Annotated in this window: 17 protein-coding genes; 8 read left to right on the top strand and 9 right to left on the bottom strand. The window is 43.2% G+C overall.

Annotated elements, in window-relative coordinates; translation table 11 throughout:
• Window positions 1-108: 108 nt before the first annotated feature.
• Window positions 109-957 (top strand): sulfurtransferase, encoded by an 849-nt coding sequence (locus tag I593_RS17405; RefSeq protein WP_016168885.1) that lies wholly within the window; start codon window positions 109-111, stop codon window positions 955-957.
• On the top strand, window positions 954-1,805 hold the full coding sequence (gene asd / locus I593_RS17400) for an archaetidylserine decarboxylase (protein ID WP_016168884.1): 852 nt from the start codon (window positions 954-956) through the stop codon (window positions 1,803-1,805). Before I593_RS17405 ends, asd begins: the two co-directional genes overlap by 4 nt.
• Before the next feature lie 87 nt (window positions 1,806-1,892).
• On the opposite strand, the gene phoR is transcribed toward asd, so the two are convergent.
• From phoR to I593_RS17385, 3 genes are all read right to left on the bottom strand, one after another.
• Window positions 1,893-3,251, bottom strand: coding sequence for a phosphate regulon sensor histidine kinase PhoR (phoR, locus tag I593_RS17395; protein WP_016168883.1), 1,359 nt, complete (start codon window positions 3,249-3,251; stop codon window positions 1,893-1,895).
• 10 nt (window positions 3,252-3,261) lie between these two features.
• Entirely contained in the window at window positions 3,262-3,972 is a 711-nt protein-coding gene (phoB, locus tag I593_RS17390; protein WP_016168882.1) for a phosphate regulon transcriptional regulator PhoB, read from the bottom strand.
• A 221-nt stretch (window positions 3,973-4,193) separates the two neighbouring features.
• Window positions 4,194-4,880: a TetR/AcrR family transcriptional regulator gene (locus I593_RS17385; protein WP_016168881.1), complete on the bottom strand. Its 687-nt coding sequence runs from the start codon at window positions 4,878-4,880 to the stop codon at window positions 4,194-4,196.
• A 210-nt stretch (window positions 4,881-5,090) separates the two neighbouring features.
• Here I593_RS17385 and I593_RS17380 point away from each other — a divergent pair, with 210 nt between their 5' ends.
• Entirely contained in the window at window positions 5,091-5,930 is an 840-nt protein-coding gene (locus I593_RS17380) for an SDR family NAD(P)-dependent oxidoreductase (protein WP_016168880.1), read from the top strand.
• Window positions 5,931-5,993: 63 nt separating this feature from the next.
• Here I593_RS17380 and I593_RS17375 read toward each other — a convergent pair whose 3' ends face one another.
• The 5 genes from I593_RS17375 to I593_RS17355 form a co-directional block, all read right to left on the bottom strand.
• Complete coding sequence (locus I593_RS17375) at window positions 5,994-7,361, bottom strand: MATE family efflux transporter (RefSeq protein ID WP_016168879.1); 1,368 nt, start codon at window positions 7,359-7,361, stop codon at window positions 5,994-5,996.
• A gap of 127 nt (window positions 7,362-7,488) precedes the next feature.
• Window positions 7,489-8,643 (bottom strand): methionine aminotransferase, encoded by a 1,155-nt coding sequence (locus tag I593_RS17370; RefSeq protein WP_016168878.1) that lies wholly within the window; start codon window positions 8,641-8,643, stop codon window positions 7,489-7,491.
• A gap of 100 nt (window positions 8,644-8,743) precedes the next feature.
• On the bottom strand, window positions 8,744-10,048 hold the full coding sequence (locus tag I593_RS17365) for a DUF445 domain-containing protein (protein WP_016168877.1): 1,305 nt from the start codon (window positions 10,046-10,048) through the stop codon (window positions 8,744-8,746).
• 15 nt (window positions 10,049-10,063) lie between these two features.
• Entirely contained in the window at window positions 10,064-10,642 is a 579-nt protein-coding gene (locus I593_RS17360) for a CC0125/CC1285 family lipoprotein (protein WP_016168876.1), read from the bottom strand.
• A 58-nt stretch (window positions 10,643-10,700) separates the two neighbouring features.
• Window positions 10,701-11,240, bottom strand: a complete 540-nt coding sequence (locus I593_RS17355) for a DUF924 family protein (RefSeq protein WP_016168875.1) — start codon at window positions 11,238-11,240, stop codon at window positions 10,701-10,703.
• 316 nt (window positions 11,241-11,556) lie between these two features.
• Between I593_RS17355 and gshA the strand changes: the two genes are divergently transcribed.
• Both gshA and I593_RS17345 read left to right on the top strand, forming a co-directional pair.
• Window positions 11,557-13,134 (top strand): glutamate--cysteine ligase, encoded by a 1,578-nt coding sequence (gene gshA / locus I593_RS17350; protein WP_016168874.1) that lies wholly within the window; start codon window positions 11,557-11,559, stop codon window positions 13,132-13,134.
• Between the two features lie 18 nt (window positions 13,135-13,152).
• Window positions 13,153-13,668: a disulfide bond formation protein B gene (locus I593_RS17345; RefSeq protein WP_016168873.1), complete on the top strand. Its 516-nt coding sequence runs from the start codon at window positions 13,153-13,155 to the stop codon at window positions 13,666-13,668.
• 61 nt (window positions 13,669-13,729) lie between these two features.
• Here the strand turns inward: I593_RS17345 and I593_RS17340 are convergent, their stop codons facing one another.
• On the bottom strand, window positions 13,730-15,061 hold the full coding sequence (locus I593_RS17340; RefSeq protein ID WP_016168872.1) for an alpha/beta fold hydrolase: 1,332 nt from the start codon (window positions 15,059-15,061) through the stop codon (window positions 13,730-13,732).
• Window positions 15,062-15,304: 243 nt separating this feature from the next.
• Here I593_RS17340 and I593_RS17335 point away from each other — a divergent pair, with 243 nt between their 5' ends.
• The 3 genes from I593_RS17335 to I593_RS17325 are packed head-to-tail and all read left to right on the top strand — an operon-like array spanning window position 15,305 to window position 18,341.
• A complete protein-coding gene (locus I593_RS17335; RefSeq protein WP_016168871.1) occupies window positions 15,305-15,889 on the top strand; it encodes a YqiA/YcfP family alpha/beta fold hydrolase in 585 nt (194 codons plus the stop codon).
• 14 nt (window positions 15,890-15,903) lie between these two features.
• Window positions 15,904-17,784 carry a DNA topoisomerase IV subunit B gene (gene parE / locus I593_RS17330; protein WP_016168870.1) on the top strand — a complete coding sequence of 627 codons (1,881 nt, stop codon included), beginning with the start codon at window positions 15,904-15,906 and terminating at the stop codon, window positions 17,782-17,784.
• Entirely contained in the window at window positions 17,784-18,341 is a 558-nt protein-coding gene (locus I593_RS17325; protein WP_016168869.1) for a DUF6714 family protein, read from the top strand. The genes parE and I593_RS17325 overlap by 1 nt, the downstream gene beginning before the upstream one ends.
• The last annotated feature ends 85 nt before the right edge of the window (window positions 18,342-18,426 follow it).

Here is an 18,426-nt window from a genome sequence, read left to right as displayed (position 1 = left end):
TGATTTATATTGCTGATTTTCTGCAATGATCTCTAGGAAAATCGGCAGTTGGTAGACATGGGCTTATGCTAAGATCAAGCTGTTGCCAGAACAAAACGTGTAAAAAAGATGACGGAATCTACGCTAAATTTGGGTTTATTAATCGAGGTGGAAGAGCTACTTCCACATTTAGACAATAAAAAATTACGTATTGTGGATTTAAGTCGAAGTTCAGTCTATGAGCAGTTGCATATTCCACATGCGATTCCGCTTAAACCCGCGCAGTTGTTGCGTCAAGAAGAAAATGCAACGGGCTTGTTACCTCATGCTGAAGGTTTGCAGGCACTGATTCAGTATTTAAATATTAGTCCTGAACATCATGTGGTGGTTTATGACGATGAAGGTGGCGCTTGGGCTGGGCGATTGATCTGGAATTTGCATTGCTTGGGTTTTTATAATACCTCGCTGCTCAATGGCGGTATTCATGCATGGTTAGGGCAAGGTTTGCCCACGACTTCAGAACAGGAGCAATTCGCTCCTGTAGAATCCTTAGTGCAAGTCAATTTGGCTGCACAAGATCAAGTCCGTATTGAATATCCCGAGTTGTTGTCTTTGGTACAGCAACAGGCCATTCAGCTTTGGGATTGTCGAACTGAAGATGAATATACGGGTTTAAGATTAGCAGCACGACGCGGTGGTCATATTCCAAATGCGCGCCATTTTGAATGGAGTACTGCACTTAACCGTGAAAATCATTTAAAATTGCATGCTTTAGAACGCACACAACAACGCTTAGAACAACAAGGTTTCAATTTACAAGAACCTGTCGTGGTGTACTGTCAGTCACATCATCGTTCAGGTTTGGCTTATATTTTGGGTCGTGTATTGGGTTGGAATATTCGAGCTTATGATGGTGCGTGGAGTGAATGGGGCAATCGCCTCGATAGTCCAATCGTTACTGGAGAGTTACCGTCTTGAGCCTCACCTCGCGTTTAACAAAACAATTCTTTATTCAGGCGCAACGTGTTGTGCCACAACATCAACTCTCGCGTGTGGTAGGTAAGATTGCTGCCAGTGAACATCCATTGATTAAAAACACGGCAATTTCTGCATTTAAAGCGCAATATGGCATTGATATGTCAATTGCAGAGCAAAAAAATGCGTTGAAATACAAGTCATTCAATGAATTTTTTACCCGAGCTTTGCAAGAGGGTGTACGTGAGATTGATGCCGATGAGACAAGCATCGTGTCTCCTGCCGATGGGGCAATTTCACAATTGGGGCATATTGAGTCTGGTGAAGTGTTTCAAGCCAAAGGGCAAAGTTTTTCGGTTGAAAAACTGATTGCGGATCCTCAATTAGCAGAGCCATTCAAACACGGTGAATTTGCTACGGTATATTTATCTCCGCGTGATTATCACCGTGTACATATGCCGTTTGCAGGTACGCTCACAGAAACCTTATACGTACCTGGTGAATTGTTCTCTGTGAACCAGACAACGGCTGAAAATATTCCAGGTTTGTTCGCACGTAATGAGCGTATGGTGTGCCTGTTCGATACCGAATTGGGGCGTATGGCAGTGGTGTTAGTCGGTGCGATGATTGTGGCAGGCATCGAAACGGTTGCGACAGGCAAAGTGAAACCGACGGGGCGTTTAGAGTTGAACCAGCACAATCTATTCCTTGAAAAAGGTGCAGAGCTAGGACGTTTTTACTTAGGTTCGACGGCAATTGTCTTGTTTGAACAAAATAAAATGCAGTGGGATGCCCAGTTTAAAGCCAATTCGACGGTAGTGATGGGCGAAGCATTGGGACATACCCTGTAATGATGGCTTTGAGATGGTTGTTCGATGCAACCATCTCAATCCTTATTTTTTAAATCATATAATAATCATTGCTGAATAAAACAATTTTTAGCTCAAGTGGTACAGGCGTTCTTTCGGAAAAACCACTTTAAAGGTCGAGCCTTGATTCTCTTTGGATTCAATTTCTAAATGTGCGTTGTGCTGCATCAGTACGTGTTTCACAATCGCCAGTCCTAAACCCGTTCCACCGGTTTGACGACTACGTGCGCTATCCACACGATAGAAGCGTTCGGTTAAACGTGGCAAATGTTTCGGATCAATACCAATACCCGTATCTTCAACAGTGAAATAACCATGTTCACCATCATCATGCCAACCCATGGTAATGGTACCGCCTTTTGGGGTGTATTTAATGGCATTGGTGATGAGGTTGCTAAAGGCACTGGCCAATTCGGTATCGGAGCCAATCAGGTCACAATGACTGTCGATGTCCAGATTCAGCGTATGACCATAATCCACGTTATAGGCCTGCGCATCATCAAACAATTGATTCATCAGGCTGGGCATTTCAATAATCTGGTTTTTGGCAATTTGCTTGTTATTTTCCAAACGGGATAACAGCAACAGGTCATTGACCAAGGCATTCATGCGTTTGGTCTGTGCCTGCATTTGCTCAAACGCGCGTTTCCAACGCGGATTTAAGTCTTCTTGGTCGGTAAAGGTTTCAATATAACCACTGAGCACTGTTAAAGGCGTGCGTAATTCATGTGAAATATTATCGACAAAATCTTTACGCATTTGCTCCAAGTTATGCATCCGAGTCACGTCATACGCCACTAAAAGACGGCTTTCACCGCCAAAGCGAGTCATTTTGATTTGTACGTAATGATCTTCAAACACTGAGGATTTCATTTTAATCCCATCAGGGATTTGATCGCTTTGTTTGAAATATTCAATAAAACTTGGCTGGCGTAGAATGGTCATAATATTGCGACCACGATCTAGCGCCTGAATGCCCAATAATTTTTCTGCCGCGGGATTCCACCATTCAATTTGATGTGACTCATCAATTAACACCACGGCTTCTGCCAGTGCCACCAAAGAGGATTGTGCACGGTCAATCAAACCAACCATTTCGGCTTGAACAATACGTTCTTGGCGCTGTGCACGATAGACATTAAATAATAATGCTCCCCAGATGCCATTTAAATTGGGCGGAACATCATAAGGACGGTTAGAAATCCATTCATTGACCAAGTACAAAGAGCGCAGTTGGAAACCGAAGAAAATAGTAAAAGCAGTAAAAATACAAACCCAAAAATACCCGATGCCAAACCCGATCAAGCTTGCAATCAGCAATAGAAAAACCAGTAAACGTAAATCTTGTTTGGCAAATATCCATAAACTGCTGTAACGGAATTTTTGATGCTCACGCGCCAGTTCGGGGACAGGGTAGGGTTCATACATAAAACTAAAATTAACCTAAAGCTACATCAGCACGAGTGGAGAAGCGGTAACCCGTTCCACGCACGGTTTGAACAAAACGGTCTGCACCATAGGGTTCTAAGACTTTGCGTAAACGGCGAATATGGACATCAATAGTACGGTCTTCAATATAAACATTTCCACCCCAAACTTGATCAAGCAGTTGCGCACGGGTATAAGCACGCTCAGGATGCGTCATGAAGAAAGCCAATAAACGATATTCAGTTGGACCCATTTCTAGAATATTATTGCCAAAACTCACGCGTTGGCTAACTGGGTCAAGCAATAAACCATTGGCATCAATGGTTTTTTCTCCACTCAGAGCATTGGCGCGACGCAGAACAGCTTTAATGCGCGATACCAATTCGCGTGTCGAAAAAGGTTTGGTCATGTAGTCATCTGCACCAGCATCGAGACCTTGGACTTTATGGTCTTCCTCTCCGCGTGCAGTGAGCATAATCACAGGAATTTCAGATAAATTTTCATCGCGTTTAAGGCGACGGCAGAGATCGACACCGCTGACACCACCAGGCATCATCCAGTCGAGCAGAATTAACGCTGGGCGTTGATCGACAATCATTTGATGCGCCTGTTTTGCATCTTCTGCCTGTAAGCATTGAAAGCCTGCCATATCCAAAGAGGTATGAATCATCTCTCTAATTGGAAGTTCGTCATCGACGATTAGTATGTAGTCATCTTTCACAACGCAATATCCTATTGATGATAACGGTAGGCCGTTTTTTATTTATGACAGGCTTATTACAAAGATTAATTATGACAGTATCATTGCAGAATAGGGCAGAATCCCAATTTTCGCAAAGTTTTGTGACAATTTTTAGTCTAATTCGTGAACAATTTTAGACAAACTTAATGGCTGAGTTCAAATCTGGTTCAATTCTTTTGTAAAAATTAAATTGCTGTAATTTAATTTTTTTTCTCAGAAAATGATTCGAGTAGAGCTAAAAAAACCACTCGACATGATGCCAATACATCGTCCAGAGACTGTTTAAAGCCACTGATGACCCAACGAATCGCAATCTGGGTAACATAACCATTTAAGCCTGTAGAAACCCATGAAATTTCACGTTCTGAATGCGGGATATTCGGCATCATCAACATGACAAAAGCATGAATCATACGGTCAAAACGCAACATGGTTTCGTGAATGGTGGCTTGGTTATGCAGTTCTTGTACCAGCATAGCATCGATATAAATAATACGTGCCATACGTGGGTTGTCTTTGAGCGTGGTGAGTAGGGCGGTTAAGCCGGCATCGACCATTTTTTCATGACTGTTTGAGGCTTGCATAATCGCTTGCATGACATTTTGTTGCAGTTCATCAATCAGTTTTAAAAAGATGGTTTGGAAGAGTTGATCACTCTTTTTAAAAGATTCATAAAAATAGCGTTCGGTCAGTTTGGCTTCATTGCAAATGTCTTTGACCGTGACCGCAAAAAAACCATGGGTGCCATAAACTTCAATACCAGCCTCGATGAGTTTTTCACGGCGTGCCTGCTGACGTTCAGTCAAAGACAGCCCTTTAAACTGGCGTTCTTTATTTTTTAACGGTTGGTTATTTTTTCCTGCATCGTTGGTATTGGAATAAGTCATAAAGATAAAACGTAGCAAAGACCGCTTATAGTTTAACAACAATTGTTGCAAATGCCTAAATTAAACGCGGAGTTTGACCGAAAGGAGATTCATCAGACATTTATTGACAATGGTTATTGTCAAATTTATATTGAGAGAGTCTTTCGCATCATGCATAAAAGAATGGGGGTAGCTTTGTCATACCGCCTTAGGAACCAATAAGGAAAGAAAATGAAAACATTTAACAATAAAGTCGCCGCTGTAACAGGTGCGGGTTCAGGGATTGGTCAACAGTTGGCATTGCTTTTAGCCAAGCAAGGTTGCCACCTTTCTTTAAGTGATATTAATGAGCAAGGTTTGGCAAAAACCGTAGAATTACTCAAAGACAGCAATGTTCGAGTGACCACCAAAAAACTGGATGTGTCGGATCGTGAAGCCATGCGTGCTTGGGCAGAAGAAACGGTACAAAATCATGGTTCAGTCAATATGATTTTTAACAATGCTGGGGTGGCGTTGGGCTCGACAGTAGAAGGTGCGAGTTATGATGAACTGGAATGGATTGTGGGGATTAATTTTTGGGGCGTGGTGTACGGGACCAAAGAGTTTTTACCATTGATTAAGCAAACAGGCGATGGTCATATCATCAACATTTCTAGCTTGTTCGGCTTAACGGCTCAACCTACCCAATCGGCTTATAATGCCACCAAATTTGCGGTGCGTGGTTTTACCGAATCCCTACGTCAGGAACTGGATATTGAAAATTGTGGGGTTAGCGCGTTGTGTGTCCACCCAGGTGGTATTCGCACCAATATTGCCAATGATGCGCGTATGAATGACAGTTTGCGTAGCTTGGGGATGAACCCAGAAAAATCGGCACGCACATTTAACAAGTTATTACGTATTCTACCTGAAGAAGCGGCACGTCAAATTTTAGCGGCGGTACAAAAGGATAAGCGTCGTGTATTGATTGGCAATGATGCTAAATCTTTAGATCTAATTCAGCGTATTTTGCCAACAGGCTATCAAAAAGTGACGGCTATGGCGACGTCATTGAGCAAGCGATTTAAATAACAAGCTGAGTAAATAAGCAGGTGTTGATCTGAAGATCAGCACCTGCTTTTTATTTACGGGCTATCAAATTAGGCTTTCTACGGTTTTCTTTTTCCAGACAAATTGATAATACAGACCTTGCATCACACATAGGCACACAAAGGCAAGTGCATAGGCATACCAGATACCTTGTAGCCCCCACCAGTCACTAAATAAATAAGCGCAGGGAACTTCAATAGCAATAATGGCAACAATGTTGATGATCATCGGAACGGTGACGGTACCACTGGCACGCATAATCGAAGCAAAAATCGCGCTGGCACCAAAGAATAAAATGGACCATAACACAATAAACAAAAGCTGTTGACCCAGTTCGACTACAGCGTGATCTGTGATAAAAAGTGCCATGAGATATTTTGAAAATAGATAGCCCAAGACCACCAATAATCCTGTAATCGCAATATTCATCCCGAGTGCGGTACGTGTAACTTTGGAGAGTAATTCTGACTTTCCAGCGCCAATCGCTTGAGCGGCAAAAATCGATGCAGCAATCGCAATCGAAAGTGCAGGAAACTGAATATAATTCAGAACCTGATTCACAGCTCCATAGGCAGCAGTCGCATCAGCACCATGACGATTGACTAATCCTACAATCACCAAACCAGCAACCGAAGTCGTGACCATTTGTATCCCAGTTGGAATACCGAGGCGTAAAATAATTTGACACAGTTGGCGGTCAAAACGAATATGACGCAGCATTTGCGCGTCGAGTCTAAGAGGGTGGCGTTTATAGCCCAGATAAAAATATAAGAAAATGAGAACGGAAACAAAACCTAGGGTCGATGCAATCGCAGGTGCAACAATTCCCAGTCGAGGAAAGCCCCAATAGCCTGCAATCAAGACAGGAGTCACACAAAGACCTACTAAAATGGTCATGCCTGAAGCGATTAAAGGGGTAGTGCTATCGCCCACACCGCGTAAAATGGAGGTATAAATAATATAGATAAATAATAAAGGGCTACCTGCGAGCATCCACTGCACATAAGGCAAGGACAAATGCATGACGGCTTCATCCGTACCCAATGCCAATAACACATGGCGGGAAAATACTACCCCTAGTAGGGCAATGATACTTCCACCAATCAGGGTCATAAATAGGGTCGAGCCGACCACCGCCCGCACTTTTTCTATATTCTGTGCACCCCATGCTTGTCCAATCAGTACGGTTGAACCTGCGGACAAACCAATCACAAAGGCCATTAAAAAGAACAAAATCGGAAAAAATACCGCCACTGCGGCAATCGCTTGTACCCCCATCATCTGCCCGACAAAGACCGTATTAATTGTCCCTGATAGATTTTGCAGAATATTGGTGGCAATCAACGGCATAAGAAAAATAAAAAAGGCTTTCCATAGCTTTTGATGTTGCACCAAAGGGTTGTGTGCCGACATAGATAATCCTGTGCTCTTTTTTATCGTGTTTCTTCAGCTTACCCTAGCACAGTTAGCATAGAAAAAATGGATGTATTTCAGTAAGCAAAGTCATATTGCAGAGCGTATTTTTATGCTTGGATGGGCTTTAAACCGCACTAAGAATTTGGGTGGCTTGGGTCAAGGTCTGTTCGGTTTTGGCAAAGCAAAAGCGAATCAGTTTCAAATCTTCAGATGGTTGCTGATAAAACACGGAAATGGGAATCGCTACAATGCCATGCTGTTCTGCAAGGAAGTGGCACATGTCAACATCATTCAAATCGGGGCGAATTGCACGATAATCCAAACTTTGGAAATAGGTGCCTTGAGACGGCGTCAATGTAAATCGGGAAGCTGCTAAACTCGCATTGAATAAATCACGTTTCTGCTGATAAAAACGAGCAAGCTGCTGAATATGTTCAGGATATTCTTGCATGTACTGTGCTAAAGCCACTTGAACTGGAGTGACCCCACAAAAATTGGCAAATTGATAAACTTGACGAAAGACCCGCATCAACTCAGGCGTAGCCACACAATACCCTGTTTTCCAACCAGTCACATGGAAGGTTTTTCCGAATGAACCGACCACAAAACACCGTTCACGTAGTTCTGGAAAAGACAAGGCCGAATAGTGCTGTTGTCCATCGTATACCAAGTGTTCATAGACCTCATCTGAGAGCACCACAATATTGCGATTTTGGATCAGTTGAATCAGCTGTTGCCAATCTTGTTTGGACCAAATCGCCCCAGTTGGATTATGTGGCGTATTGACAATGATCATGCGGGTTTTGGCATTAATTGCGTTGGCAACTCGGTTCCAGTCCACATGAAAATGCGGTGCCATTAAAGGAATATGAACTGCTTTTGCACCGACCAAAGCAATACTTGGTGCATAGCTGTCATAGCTCGGATCAAACACAATGACTTCATCACCCGCATGCACAATGGCTTGAATGGCACTAAACAGGGCAATGGTCGCCCCAGGTGTAATGGTGATTTCATGGATGGGATCGATCTGTAGTTGATCGCGCTGTAGAAATTGTTGCGCGACTTGTTGGCGTAGGCTGAGTAAACCATCGCCTGCTGCATATTGATTGGAACCGTGTAAGGTCGCATGGCTTAAGGCTTCAACCAAGGCTTGCGGGGGAGCAAAGTCTGGAAAGCCCTGTGATAAATTGAGTGCATTCAGCCGTTGTGCCATGGCAGTCATCTGGCTAAAAATCGTGACTCCTTGGGCAGGAAGTTTGGAATGAATTTTAAGCATGACCGCAGACTCAAGGAAGAATAAACCGATTTAATTTAGCATGTTGCAAGGTTTGTACAAGTTTAAATCTATTTTTTCTTTGTCTGAACCGTGTCGTAAACTAGAGCAAATAATCGACCACAGCACGAATAATCCCCAGTGCGAGACCAATAAAGGCACCCACCACCACGCCATTCACGCGAATCATATGCAGGTCGCCACCGACCTCATTTTCAATTTTACCAATCATCTCGCGTGAGTCCCATTCATGAATGCGTTCGCTAATAAAACGAATCACTTTTTCACTGTATTGATCACTCAAATTAACCGCCAAACCGCTCATGCGATCATTTAATAACTGGCGAACAGCCTGATTGGCAATGATATTCTCTCCAACCTGTTGAATTGCCACGCGTAGGTTGGCTGCAATACCTGAATCAGGCTGCATCAAATCTGCTTTGATGGCATCACATAAAATCACTACCGCACCGCGAATAAAATTCAGCACTTGAGGGCTATCTAGTAAGGCATCTTTACCCTGATTTAAGCGTTGGCTTGCGACACTGTTCCGATCGGTTAATTGCAGCATCAGTTCTTGGGCTGTTTCTTCAATCTGTTGTCGCCAAGGATGCTCTGGATTGGCGAGCATGGATTCTACCCGTTCAATCAGTGAGTCAATAGTGCGTTGTTGCACATCAATCCCAATCCAACTGGCACCTTTGGCCAATTTAGAGACCCCAAGTTCTTTAAACAGCTTTTGCGTGAGTTCGCGGGTTTGCTCTGGATGGTTGATCATCCAGTCATGCACGATATCTAGGCCACGTTGCAATACATCTTGGTGGAAGTCATTTTCAATGACCGCACGCAGCATTTCACTGGCCAGCATGTTGATATTGGTATTGCGCACCCATTGCACACTATTGTTTTGAATAAAGCGACCAATCTGCTCTTGCCCAACAAAGTCAAAGATTTTCGGGACGGTTTGCTGAATCACTTGCGTGACTTGCGTGTTGTTGTGAGGATTGGCTAACCATTGACCCACTGCCAGACTCAAGTCGATATTCTTGAGACTGCGTTCGACCACTTGAGGGGAAAGAAAATTCTCTTGGACAAAACGCCCCATAGACTCGGCAATACGCGCCTTGTTACGTGGAATAATTTCGGTATGGTCACGCAAAAAATTGGGAATTGGCATTTTGCCAAAAGGATTGCGGAACAACACGGTGATGGCATACCAGTCTGCCAACCCACCGACAACGCCAGCTTCTGCGGACAACATGAAAATATGAATCAGCCATGTATACTCAGGTATGAATTTGGCGAGCACCATGAGCACAATCCATGTCATGACCGCCAGCAATAAAGCGATATTTGCGAAGCGTTTACTTCGTTGTAAGCTTTCAGAACTGGTGGTCGCTACATGCATAGAATTGTCCTAATCTTATTTTTGGGTTGGAGCAGATACTTCGGGTTGTGGTTGAATGACCTCGCCTGTAGAGGTCAGTCCATATTTTTTTCCCAAAGACTGTAAGATGAGTGTGGCATCAAAAGCATCGCTAGGTACTTTGTCTTTTTCTTTAAAACACTCAATGGTATACGAGACTTGTACAGGGTCAATATTCACCACCTGTGGTGTATCGTAAAATGGGTCAGGCCAATATCCTGGATAGCGGCGATAATAGCCACGAGGATAGTAACCATAAGGGTAGAAAGATGGTGAGTGATACACCACCGCTTGACGAGGGGGTTTATTGGTCAAATTACTGGGATCATCCAACACTTTAAAATAGCGAAAGCCATTTTTGACCGTGGTTTGGGCCGCTTTGACCAAGGTAATTTCTTCCGCGACGCCATAGTTCATGTTGGGGTCGGCTTCAAAACTGATCCGATAGGTCTGCGTATTCATGGGATAGGTATTAAACCGTCCCAACTGATCAAAGGTTCGAGGTTTGGATGGTGTAGACGCACAGCCCGCCAGTGCAAGTGTGATAAGTGTCAGGGCAATAAGCTTAGTTTTCATGTGTATACTCCGCAGACTGCTGATGAAATAGGGGAGAAAGAAGACACACCACTCAGGGTTAAAAATGGCTATTTGGTTGTGTCAAAAATTCTAATTCTTCAGCGCTAGATGATCGTCCTAGAATGTGATTTCGGTGTGGATAGCGTCCAAATCGGTCAATAATAGCTTTATGTTGTCGTTCAAATTCTAAGGCAATCGGATGTCCCAATTGTTCAAATAATTTTAACCCAAATTCATGTACACGTTGCGACTCGCTGTGCATAAAAGGCATATATAAGAAATAACGGTGTTCTGGGCTAAGTTTTAAGTCATGTTGACCTAAAATGGCTTCTTGTGCCAACCCTAACGCAAGTCCATCTTGCGCAAAGGCCTGTGCTTGATCACGAAATAAATTGCGGGAAAATTGATCTAGAATAATCACTTCGGCAAGACGCCCTTCAGGCTGTTGACGCCATTCCCACAGTTCAGCTAAAGCAGCTTGCTGATGTATCTGGCCAAACTTTTCTGCTAACATTCGATCAAATTCGCTGCTTTTGGCAAACCAGTGCGGTTGGGTTTCGGGGGCAAACCAAAAGTTTAAAATATCCTGATAATTCATTTTTATTACAGATCCTTAGCACTTATTCTTCCATAAAATCATATTTTTTGGGTGTCTTATAGAGTAACTTTGTGATAAAAAATTGCCGCAATAGGTGCACTTTTTCAGAAATTTTTATATTGACCCGTTGAACATAAGCGATGTTACCCATATTAATGCTACTGATCTGATTTAGTGGATCTTTTTGACAGAAGCAGCAAATGTTGCGAATCTGTTTGAAAAATAGACAGCGTGTCATGTGGTGGCATCAAATCACAGTAGACTGATATAAACTGATGATTTTATTTTAGTAGTTCTTCCAAAAAGCGAGATGATAATGAATCAACCCGAATCGACCTCTCAAGCTGTACTTCCGACTTGGGTGGATTCTTCGCTGTTACAAGGGATGTTGCGTGGTATAGAACGTGAAAGTTTGCGTATGCAAAGTAATGGTTTTTTATCGCAGGCCGATCATCCTAAAGCGTTGGGATCGGCATTGACCCATCCGCATATCACCACCGATTATTCAGAAGCCTTGATGGAGTTTATTACTCCTCCACAAGACAGTATTGCCAAAACCTTGTCTTATTTGACCGATATTCATGCTGTGGTGCATCGTCACTTAGAGAACGAAGAAAGACTTTGGCCTTTGTCGATGCCTTGTATGTTGGACAATGAGGAAGACAACATTCGTTTGGCACAATATGGCAGTTCTAATATTGGCCGTTTCAAGACATTATACCGTCATGGTTTAGGCATCCGTTATGGTCGCCGTATGCAGACCATTTCTGGGGTACATTATAATTTATCTTTCCCAGACCGCTTATTTAGTGCATTACAACAACAAGAAACCGATCCTCATTTACGCCAACTCTCTGCACAAGATTACCGTAGCCATCGTTATTTTGGCTTAATTCGGAATTTTATTCGTTTAACGCCGTTGGTGATGTTTTTGCTGGGTGCGAGCCCGTCAGTGTGTAAATGCTTTATGACGGGGCGTGAGCATCATTTGCTGCCGTTGTTAAAAGGGACCTTATATTTGCCTTATGCCACTGCTTTGCGCATGGGACGTTTTGGTTATCAGAATTCAGCGCAGAAGCAACTTGGCATTCACTATAATGACATTCAGGGCTATTTAGACGGTTTACAAAAAGCGGTCAAAACTCCGTATGCAGACTTTAGCCGTTTAGGGTTAAATGATGCGCAAGGTGAGCCAACCCAAATTAATGACCATGTCCTGCAAATTGAAAATGAGTACTACAGTCTAGTGCGACCAAAGCAGGTGCCTCAGGCCGGTGAAACGCCTTCGGAAGCTTTAGCGAATCGTGGTGTGGGCTATGTCGAGCTGCGTGCGGTGGATGTGAATCCGTATAGTCCGATTGGGATTGATGAAAGCAGCGCTGGTTTTCTGGAAGTCTTGGCATTGTATTGTTTATTACAAGACAGTCCTGCGTTGTTAGATGCTGAGCAAGAGCAGATTGAACAGAATCAGGCTGAAGTGGTCAATCGGGGGCGTGCACCGAATGCACACATTGTGGAAGATGGACAGGATTACCAGATTGAAGCTTGGTGTCAAAAACATCTGGATGCGATGCAACCCTTCGCAGAATTGCTAGATCAAGCCAATACCACGCAGTTGTATGTTCAAGCTTTACAACTGATGCAACAACGTATTGATGAGGTTGATCATACCCTTTCAGCACAGGTGATCGCAGATACTTTGACCCATGGTGGAACGTGGAATTTTGGTAGCGTGATGGCTCAACAACATGCGGCAGTGTATGAACAGCATCAATTAAACCCTGAAACACAGGCCTATTTTGATGAACTGGCACAGACATCGCTACAACAGCAACAACAACTTGAACAAGATACTGACATCAGTTTTGACGAATATCTTGCACATTATCGATAAAAATTAAGAGGTTTGACCATGCAATGGAGTTTTCGCTTCGTGAGCGGGTTTTTAGTGATTGCCAGTATTGTGGGTATGGCGTTTGCGCTGTATCTCGAACATGTCCAAGGTTTGTCTCCATGCCCATTGTGCGTCTTTCAGCGAGTGGGTTTAATGGGGTTAGGTTTTATTTCCCTGATTGCATTGATTCATAATCCAAAGTCTACGGTGGGAAAACGCATTTATGCCTTACTCGGTAGCTTGTCTATTTTATGGTCGGCAGGTGTTGCAGCACGCCATGTTTGGTTACAGAATTTGCCGCCCGATCAGGTGCCGAGCTGTGGTCCAGGACTAAATTATCTGATTGATGCCTTGCCGCTGAAAAGCGTCTTGGCGCAAGTGCTGACGGGTTCAGGTGAGTGTGCAGTGATTGACTGGACCTTCTTGGGACAGTCTTTGCCTGTATGGTCATTGTTATTTTTCGTGGTATTGACCGTGGTGAGTCTGTGGCAATTGGTGCGCCGTTATCCAACTGCAGCGAAAGCGAAAAAATAATAGCGACTTTGTCCAATAGACATAAAAAAAGCCAACAGTTGTTGGCTTTTTTTATGTGGTATCAGGTCAGGGCAATGCCTTCAAAATCATCTAAACCAATCATATGTTCATGAGCATGCAGTTGGTGATGTTGTGCTTTTTCAGGATAGAACCAATGCACGATTTGTTCTGCCACGCTGGAGTGATATTGAATTTCTAAATGATTCAGACCGTAAAAAATGGCTTTATGTGATTCGGGCAATTTCAATTGAAAACGCGGATTAGGATGTTCACCTAAGGCACTTTTTACACTGACCAAATAATCGCCAATCACTTTTAGGGTTTTGTTTTTACGGTGTTCGAATTCGAGTGTGCCCGCGACCAAATAGGTATTGATATGCGAAGGTAGGGGAGCAGGTTTACGGTTATCGTCAAAGAAACCAATCCGTGCTTCATTATGCTCCCAATCGTCATCGCGCACACTGCCATAACGTAAATCTAAAATGCCATTACTACGAATATTCACCAGATGCCCGACTAATTTCACAATCGGAAAGCGCCCCAGTTTTTCTTGAACTGCAAAACCAAACCGTTCCAGTACTGCACCATGATGCGGAGAGCCTAGACAAACTAAATTTTCGACCATGTGCAGCCATTGATGCATATTTTGTTTGCCATAGAACAAGGCACTGCGGGCAACTAGTCCACCCATACTATGTCCAATAATATCAATACTGGTAATGCGCGGGTTACGCTGAATCAGATCTTCTAAGGTATTGGCGAGGCTGCGTCCATTGGCTGAAATACGACGGCCTGTGTTGTAGTTTAAATACAACATGGTGTTGTGGTCACGTTGTGCTAGCAGTTTTTCTCCAAAACCGCCATTATTACGGTTGGTCCAGTCAAGATGGTTCATACACAAACCATGCACAAAAAGGACCACCCGACCCGATAAATCTCCACGTTGGATTTCACCGTAGTGATCATAGAGCACCATCGGTAGTGCCATCGGATTATGATATTTCAGCAAATAGTCACCCAATACACCATTCACCGCACCGACTAAAAAATGCAGAGTTGGAGTAAGTGGTTTTTCATGCAGTTTTGGGTATTTCTCAATAATCTGGCGTAGGCCTGGGGCTAAAAGATAATGTCCATAATTTTCTAATAAACTCATACTTAAGCGGTTAAATCGAGCAATTTGTGGTCGATTTTGTAAATTTTTGAATTCTTGTTCATCAAGACCAAAAATACTTGAGAAGATTTCCCGCTGAATAGTACGCATAAAATCTTGCACCACATTGTTAAGTGGCGTACTGAGTAATTGGGCTAGACCTTCCAGTAAGTCGGCTTGGCTGGGTGGCGTGCGGTCCCATTTACAATAAGTTTCATGCAGCGGTGTTAAACTCGGCATTTGTTGTTATCCTTGATGCTTTGTTTGTCTCATCTCAACGCTTTCATTTTGATTAAGATAGAGGTATAACTTTTTTCAGTTTTCATCATATCGAGTACCACTCGAATAATTTTAAAATACCGATGAATATCATGAAATAGGGCTTATTTTGTCTAACAATTCGAGGCTTTCGACGAATTTAGAATAATCCTGCGTCAGAATGATGAAAAATAGATGAAGGGATAACCTACGTAACCAGAAAATATGAATATTATTTATATCCATGGCTTTCAAAGTAGTCCAAAATCAATCAAAGCACAGCAGTTACAACAGTATTGTGCGCAAGATGATGAATTGACGGTCCATGTGCCCGACTTAAATATGCCGCCTGAGCAAGCCCTGCAAGTGTTACAGGATTTGGTGCTGAACTATCCAGATGTCGCTTTGATCGGCAGTAGTCTGGGGGGCTTTTATGCGACACAATTGGTCGCAAGGCATGCTCTGCCCGCTGTTTTGATTAACCCCGCTATGCGACCATGGCAACTGTTCCGTGATTTATTTGGGCAACAACAGTTACCTTATCAGGTTCATCCTGAATGGATCTTAGATGAGGCACAATTGGACTATTTAGAACAGATTGCTGTGCCAAATGTTCAGCAAGCAGACAAAGTGTTGGTGTTATTACAACAAGGCGACGATGTTTTAGATTATCGTGAAGCGGAACGTTATTATGCGTCGCAGCAGCCTCGCGCATGGGTCATGACCGAAGCGCATGGCAACCATGCAATGGATGATTTTGCTGCTAAAATCCCCATGATTTTACAATTTTTTTCGTCTTCCAGATTATAAGGAAATCGTACAACGTGTCTCAATATACCGCTCAATCGCTTGAAGTTTTATCTGGTTTGGACCCTGTCCGTCGTCGTCCGGGGATGTATACCGATACGTCTCGTCCGAACCATTTGGCTCAGGAAGTCATTGATAATGCGGTGGACGAAGCACTGGCGGGGCATGCCAATAAAATTACGGTAACGGTGTATAAAGATGGCTCTTTGGCTGTGGCCGATAATGGTCGTGGCATGCCCGTGGATATTCATCCTGAATATGGGCAGAGTGGGATTGAAATTATTTTAACCAAACTGCATGCAGGCGGAAAATTTAGTACCGATAACTATCAGTTTTCGGGTGGTTTGCATGGTGTGGGCATCTCGGTAGTAAATGCTTTATCGACCCGTGTAGAAGTAGAAGTACAGCGTCAGGGTAACCTCTACCAAATGGCATTTGAGCAGGGTGAACCTGTTGCACCTTTAAACGTTTTAGAGGGTAAAGCACCTAAACGGGCTACAGGAACTTTGGTACGTTTTTGGCCAGAAGCGAAATATTTCGATTCACCTAAATTTGCCCTAAAAGCACTCAAACATAATTTAAAAGCCAAGGCAGTTTTAGCGGCAGGGCTACAGATTATCTACGTTGATGAAATCAACGATGAGAAAATCGAATGGCAATTTGAAAATGGTCTGGTCGATTACTTAATGGACGAGCTGGAAGACCGTGAGATAGTGCCTGCACCTGCATTTGTCGCTACTGGAGATGCTGAACGCGCCAGTGCAGAATTTGCCATTTGCTGGAATGCAGAAGGTGGTGAGCAAATTCAAGAAAGTTACGTCAACCTGATTCCGACTGCGCAAGGCGGAACGCATGTCAATGGCTTGCGTTCAGGGGTCACGGATGCTTTACGTGAGTTCTGTGAGCTACGTAACTTATTGCCACGTAACTTGAAACTGTCTGCGGAAGATGTTTGGGATGGCGTCAACTATATTTTGTCGCTGAAATTCCAAGAACCACAATTTTCAGGACAAACCAAAGAGCGACTTTCCAGTCGTGAAGCTGCGGGTATTGTACAAAATATTGCCAAAGATGCTTTTGCATTGTGGTTGAACCAGCATTCTGAAATTGCCATGCAACTGGCAGAAATGGCGATTTCCAAAGCAGGTCGTCGTTTAAAAGCTGCGAAAAAAGTAGAGCGTAAGAAAATCGTGTCGGGACCTGCTTTACCGGGGAAATTGGCGGATTGTGTCGGGCTAACCCGAGAAGATTCAGAACTGTTTATTGTGGAAGGCGATTCTGCGGGTGGCTCAGCCAAACAGGCACGTGATAAAAATTTCCAAGCCATCATGCCAATTCGCGGCAAGATTTTAAATACTTGGGAAGTCTCTTCTGATGAAGTATTGGCCTCTCAGGAAGTACATGATATTGCGATCGCGATTGGGGTCGATCCAGGCAGCGATGATTTATCTGAACTGCGTTATGGCAAAATTTGTATTTTAGCGGATGCCGATTCGGATGGTTTACATATTGCCACGCTGTTGTGCGCGCTATTTGTGAAGCATTTTCCAACTTTGGTGGAAGAAGGGCATTTATATGTAGCCATGCCACCGCTGTTCCGTATTGACGATGGTAAAGACGTGCATTATGCATTAGATGAAGATGAGCTTGAGTCGATTCTGAAAAAAGCCAAAACCAAGAATCCACAAATTACCCGCTTTAAAGGCTTGGGTGAAATGAATGCCAGCCAATTACGTGAAACCACGATGGACCCGAATACCCGTCGTCTGGTGCAATTGGATTTAGACGATAGCCATTTCACTGCAAGCTTATTGGATAAATTGTTGGCCAAGAAGCGTTCAGGTGACCGTAAACATTGGTTAGAGCAAAAAGGCAATCTGGCAGATATTGCGGTCTGATGAGAAAGTATCCTTCACCTGATGATATTCAGGAAATGCGTAAAAATGGCTATGATCTGATCACAATTGTAGAGGCTGAAGAACTCTTGCCACGTTGGCAAGAGTTAGAGCAAGTGAAACAAAAGATTTGTAGTGCTTTTGCTGGAGTCACCTTACAAGAGGGTGTTGGCTTATATCAGGCACATGGGATAGATGATTATGCCAGCCAAGCACAGTGCTTGGCTTATCGTGCTAAAGATGAAAAATTAAATTGGAAAAATATTTCGATTGATGATTTGAATCGCTGTAACAGTAGCCTATCTTTTTTTGATGCTCAGGGTATGTTGTTTCATTTGCCTGCCTTTTTATTGGCAAGTTTAAATGATGAGTATCGATTTGACTTAATTTTTACGCTAACACAACTAGATCCTCATACGGACAGAAAATTTAGCTTATTCAATGCTGAGCAGCGCTCTGCTGTCAGATCTTATCTTTTGTTCTTACTGGATGAACCAGATGAGGTTTATCACTATCCAGACATCTTGGAAGCTTTAGCGCAATATTGGCAAGAAGAGTAAAGCTATTTTTAAAAATCAAAAGCATTTCTTTATCAATAAATCCTATGATGGAAAGATGAACACATTTGCATCATTTTAGGTCGGC

Origin of the sequence: Acinetobacter tandoii DSM 14970 = CIP 107469, from assembly GCF_000400735.1 — a bacterium.
GTDB classification, from domain to species: domain Bacteria; phylum Pseudomonadota; class Gammaproteobacteria; order Pseudomonadales; family Moraxellaceae; genus Acinetobacter; species Acinetobacter tandoii.
The sequence above is the reverse complement of the archived record's forward strand: the minus strand, read 5'-3'. Positions and strand labels throughout refer to the sequence as shown.

What these genes read in the sequence shown, in the direction of transcription:
- I593_RS17405 (WP_016168885.1), top strand. Translation starts at nt 109, where the DNA reads ATGACGGAATCTACGCTAAATTTGGGTTTATTAATCGAGGTGGAAGAG.
- I593_RS17360 (WP_016168876.1), bottom strand. Translation starts at nt 10,642, where the DNA reads ATGAAAACTAAGCTTATTGCCCTGACACTTATCACACTTGCACTGGCG.
- I593_RS17325 (WP_016168869.1), top strand. Translation starts at nt 17,784, where the DNA reads ATGAGAAAGTATCCTTCACCTGATGATATTCAGGAAATGCGTAAAAAT.
- I593_RS17345 (WP_016168873.1), top strand. Translation starts at nt 13,153, where the DNA reads ATGCAATGGAGTTTTCGCTTCGTGAGCGGGTTTTTAGTGATTGCCAGT.
- I593_RS17385 (WP_016168881.1), bottom strand. Translation starts at nt 4,880, where the DNA reads ATGACTTATTCCAATACCAACGATGCAGGAAAAAATAACCAACCGTTA.
- I593_RS17340 (WP_016168872.1), bottom strand. Translation starts at nt 15,061, where the DNA reads ATGCCGAGTTTAACACCGCTGCATGAAACTTATTGTAAATGGGACCGC.
- I593_RS17380 (WP_016168880.1), top strand. Translation starts at nt 5,091, where the DNA reads ATGAAAACATTTAACAATAAAGTCGCCGCTGTAACAGGTGCGGGTTCA.
- I593_RS17375 (WP_016168879.1), bottom strand. Translation starts at nt 7,361, where the DNA reads ATGTCGGCACACAACCCTTTGGTGCAACATCAAAAGCTATGGAAAGCC.
- phoR (WP_016168883.1), bottom strand. Translation starts at nt 3,251, where the DNA reads ATGTATGAACCCTACCCTGTCCCCGAACTGGCGCGTGAGCATCAAAAA.
- I593_RS17335 (WP_016168871.1), top strand. Translation starts at nt 15,305, where the DNA reads ATGAATATTATTTATATCCATGGCTTTCAAAGTAGTCCAAAATCAATC.
- gshA (WP_016168874.1), top strand. Translation starts at nt 11,557, where the DNA reads ATGAATCAACCCGAATCGACCTCTCAAGCTGTACTTCCGACTTGGGTG.
- I593_RS17365 (WP_016168877.1), bottom strand. Translation starts at nt 10,048, where the DNA reads ATGCATGTAGCGACCACCAGTTCTGAAAGCTTACAACGAAGTAAACGC.
- I593_RS17355 (WP_016168875.1), bottom strand. Translation starts at nt 11,240, where the DNA reads ATGAATTATCAGGATATTTTAAACTTTTGGTTTGCCCCCGAAACCCAA.
- I593_RS17370 (WP_016168878.1), bottom strand. Translation starts at nt 8,643, where the DNA reads ATGCTTAAAATTCATTCCAAACTTCCTGCCCAAGGAGTCACGATTTTT.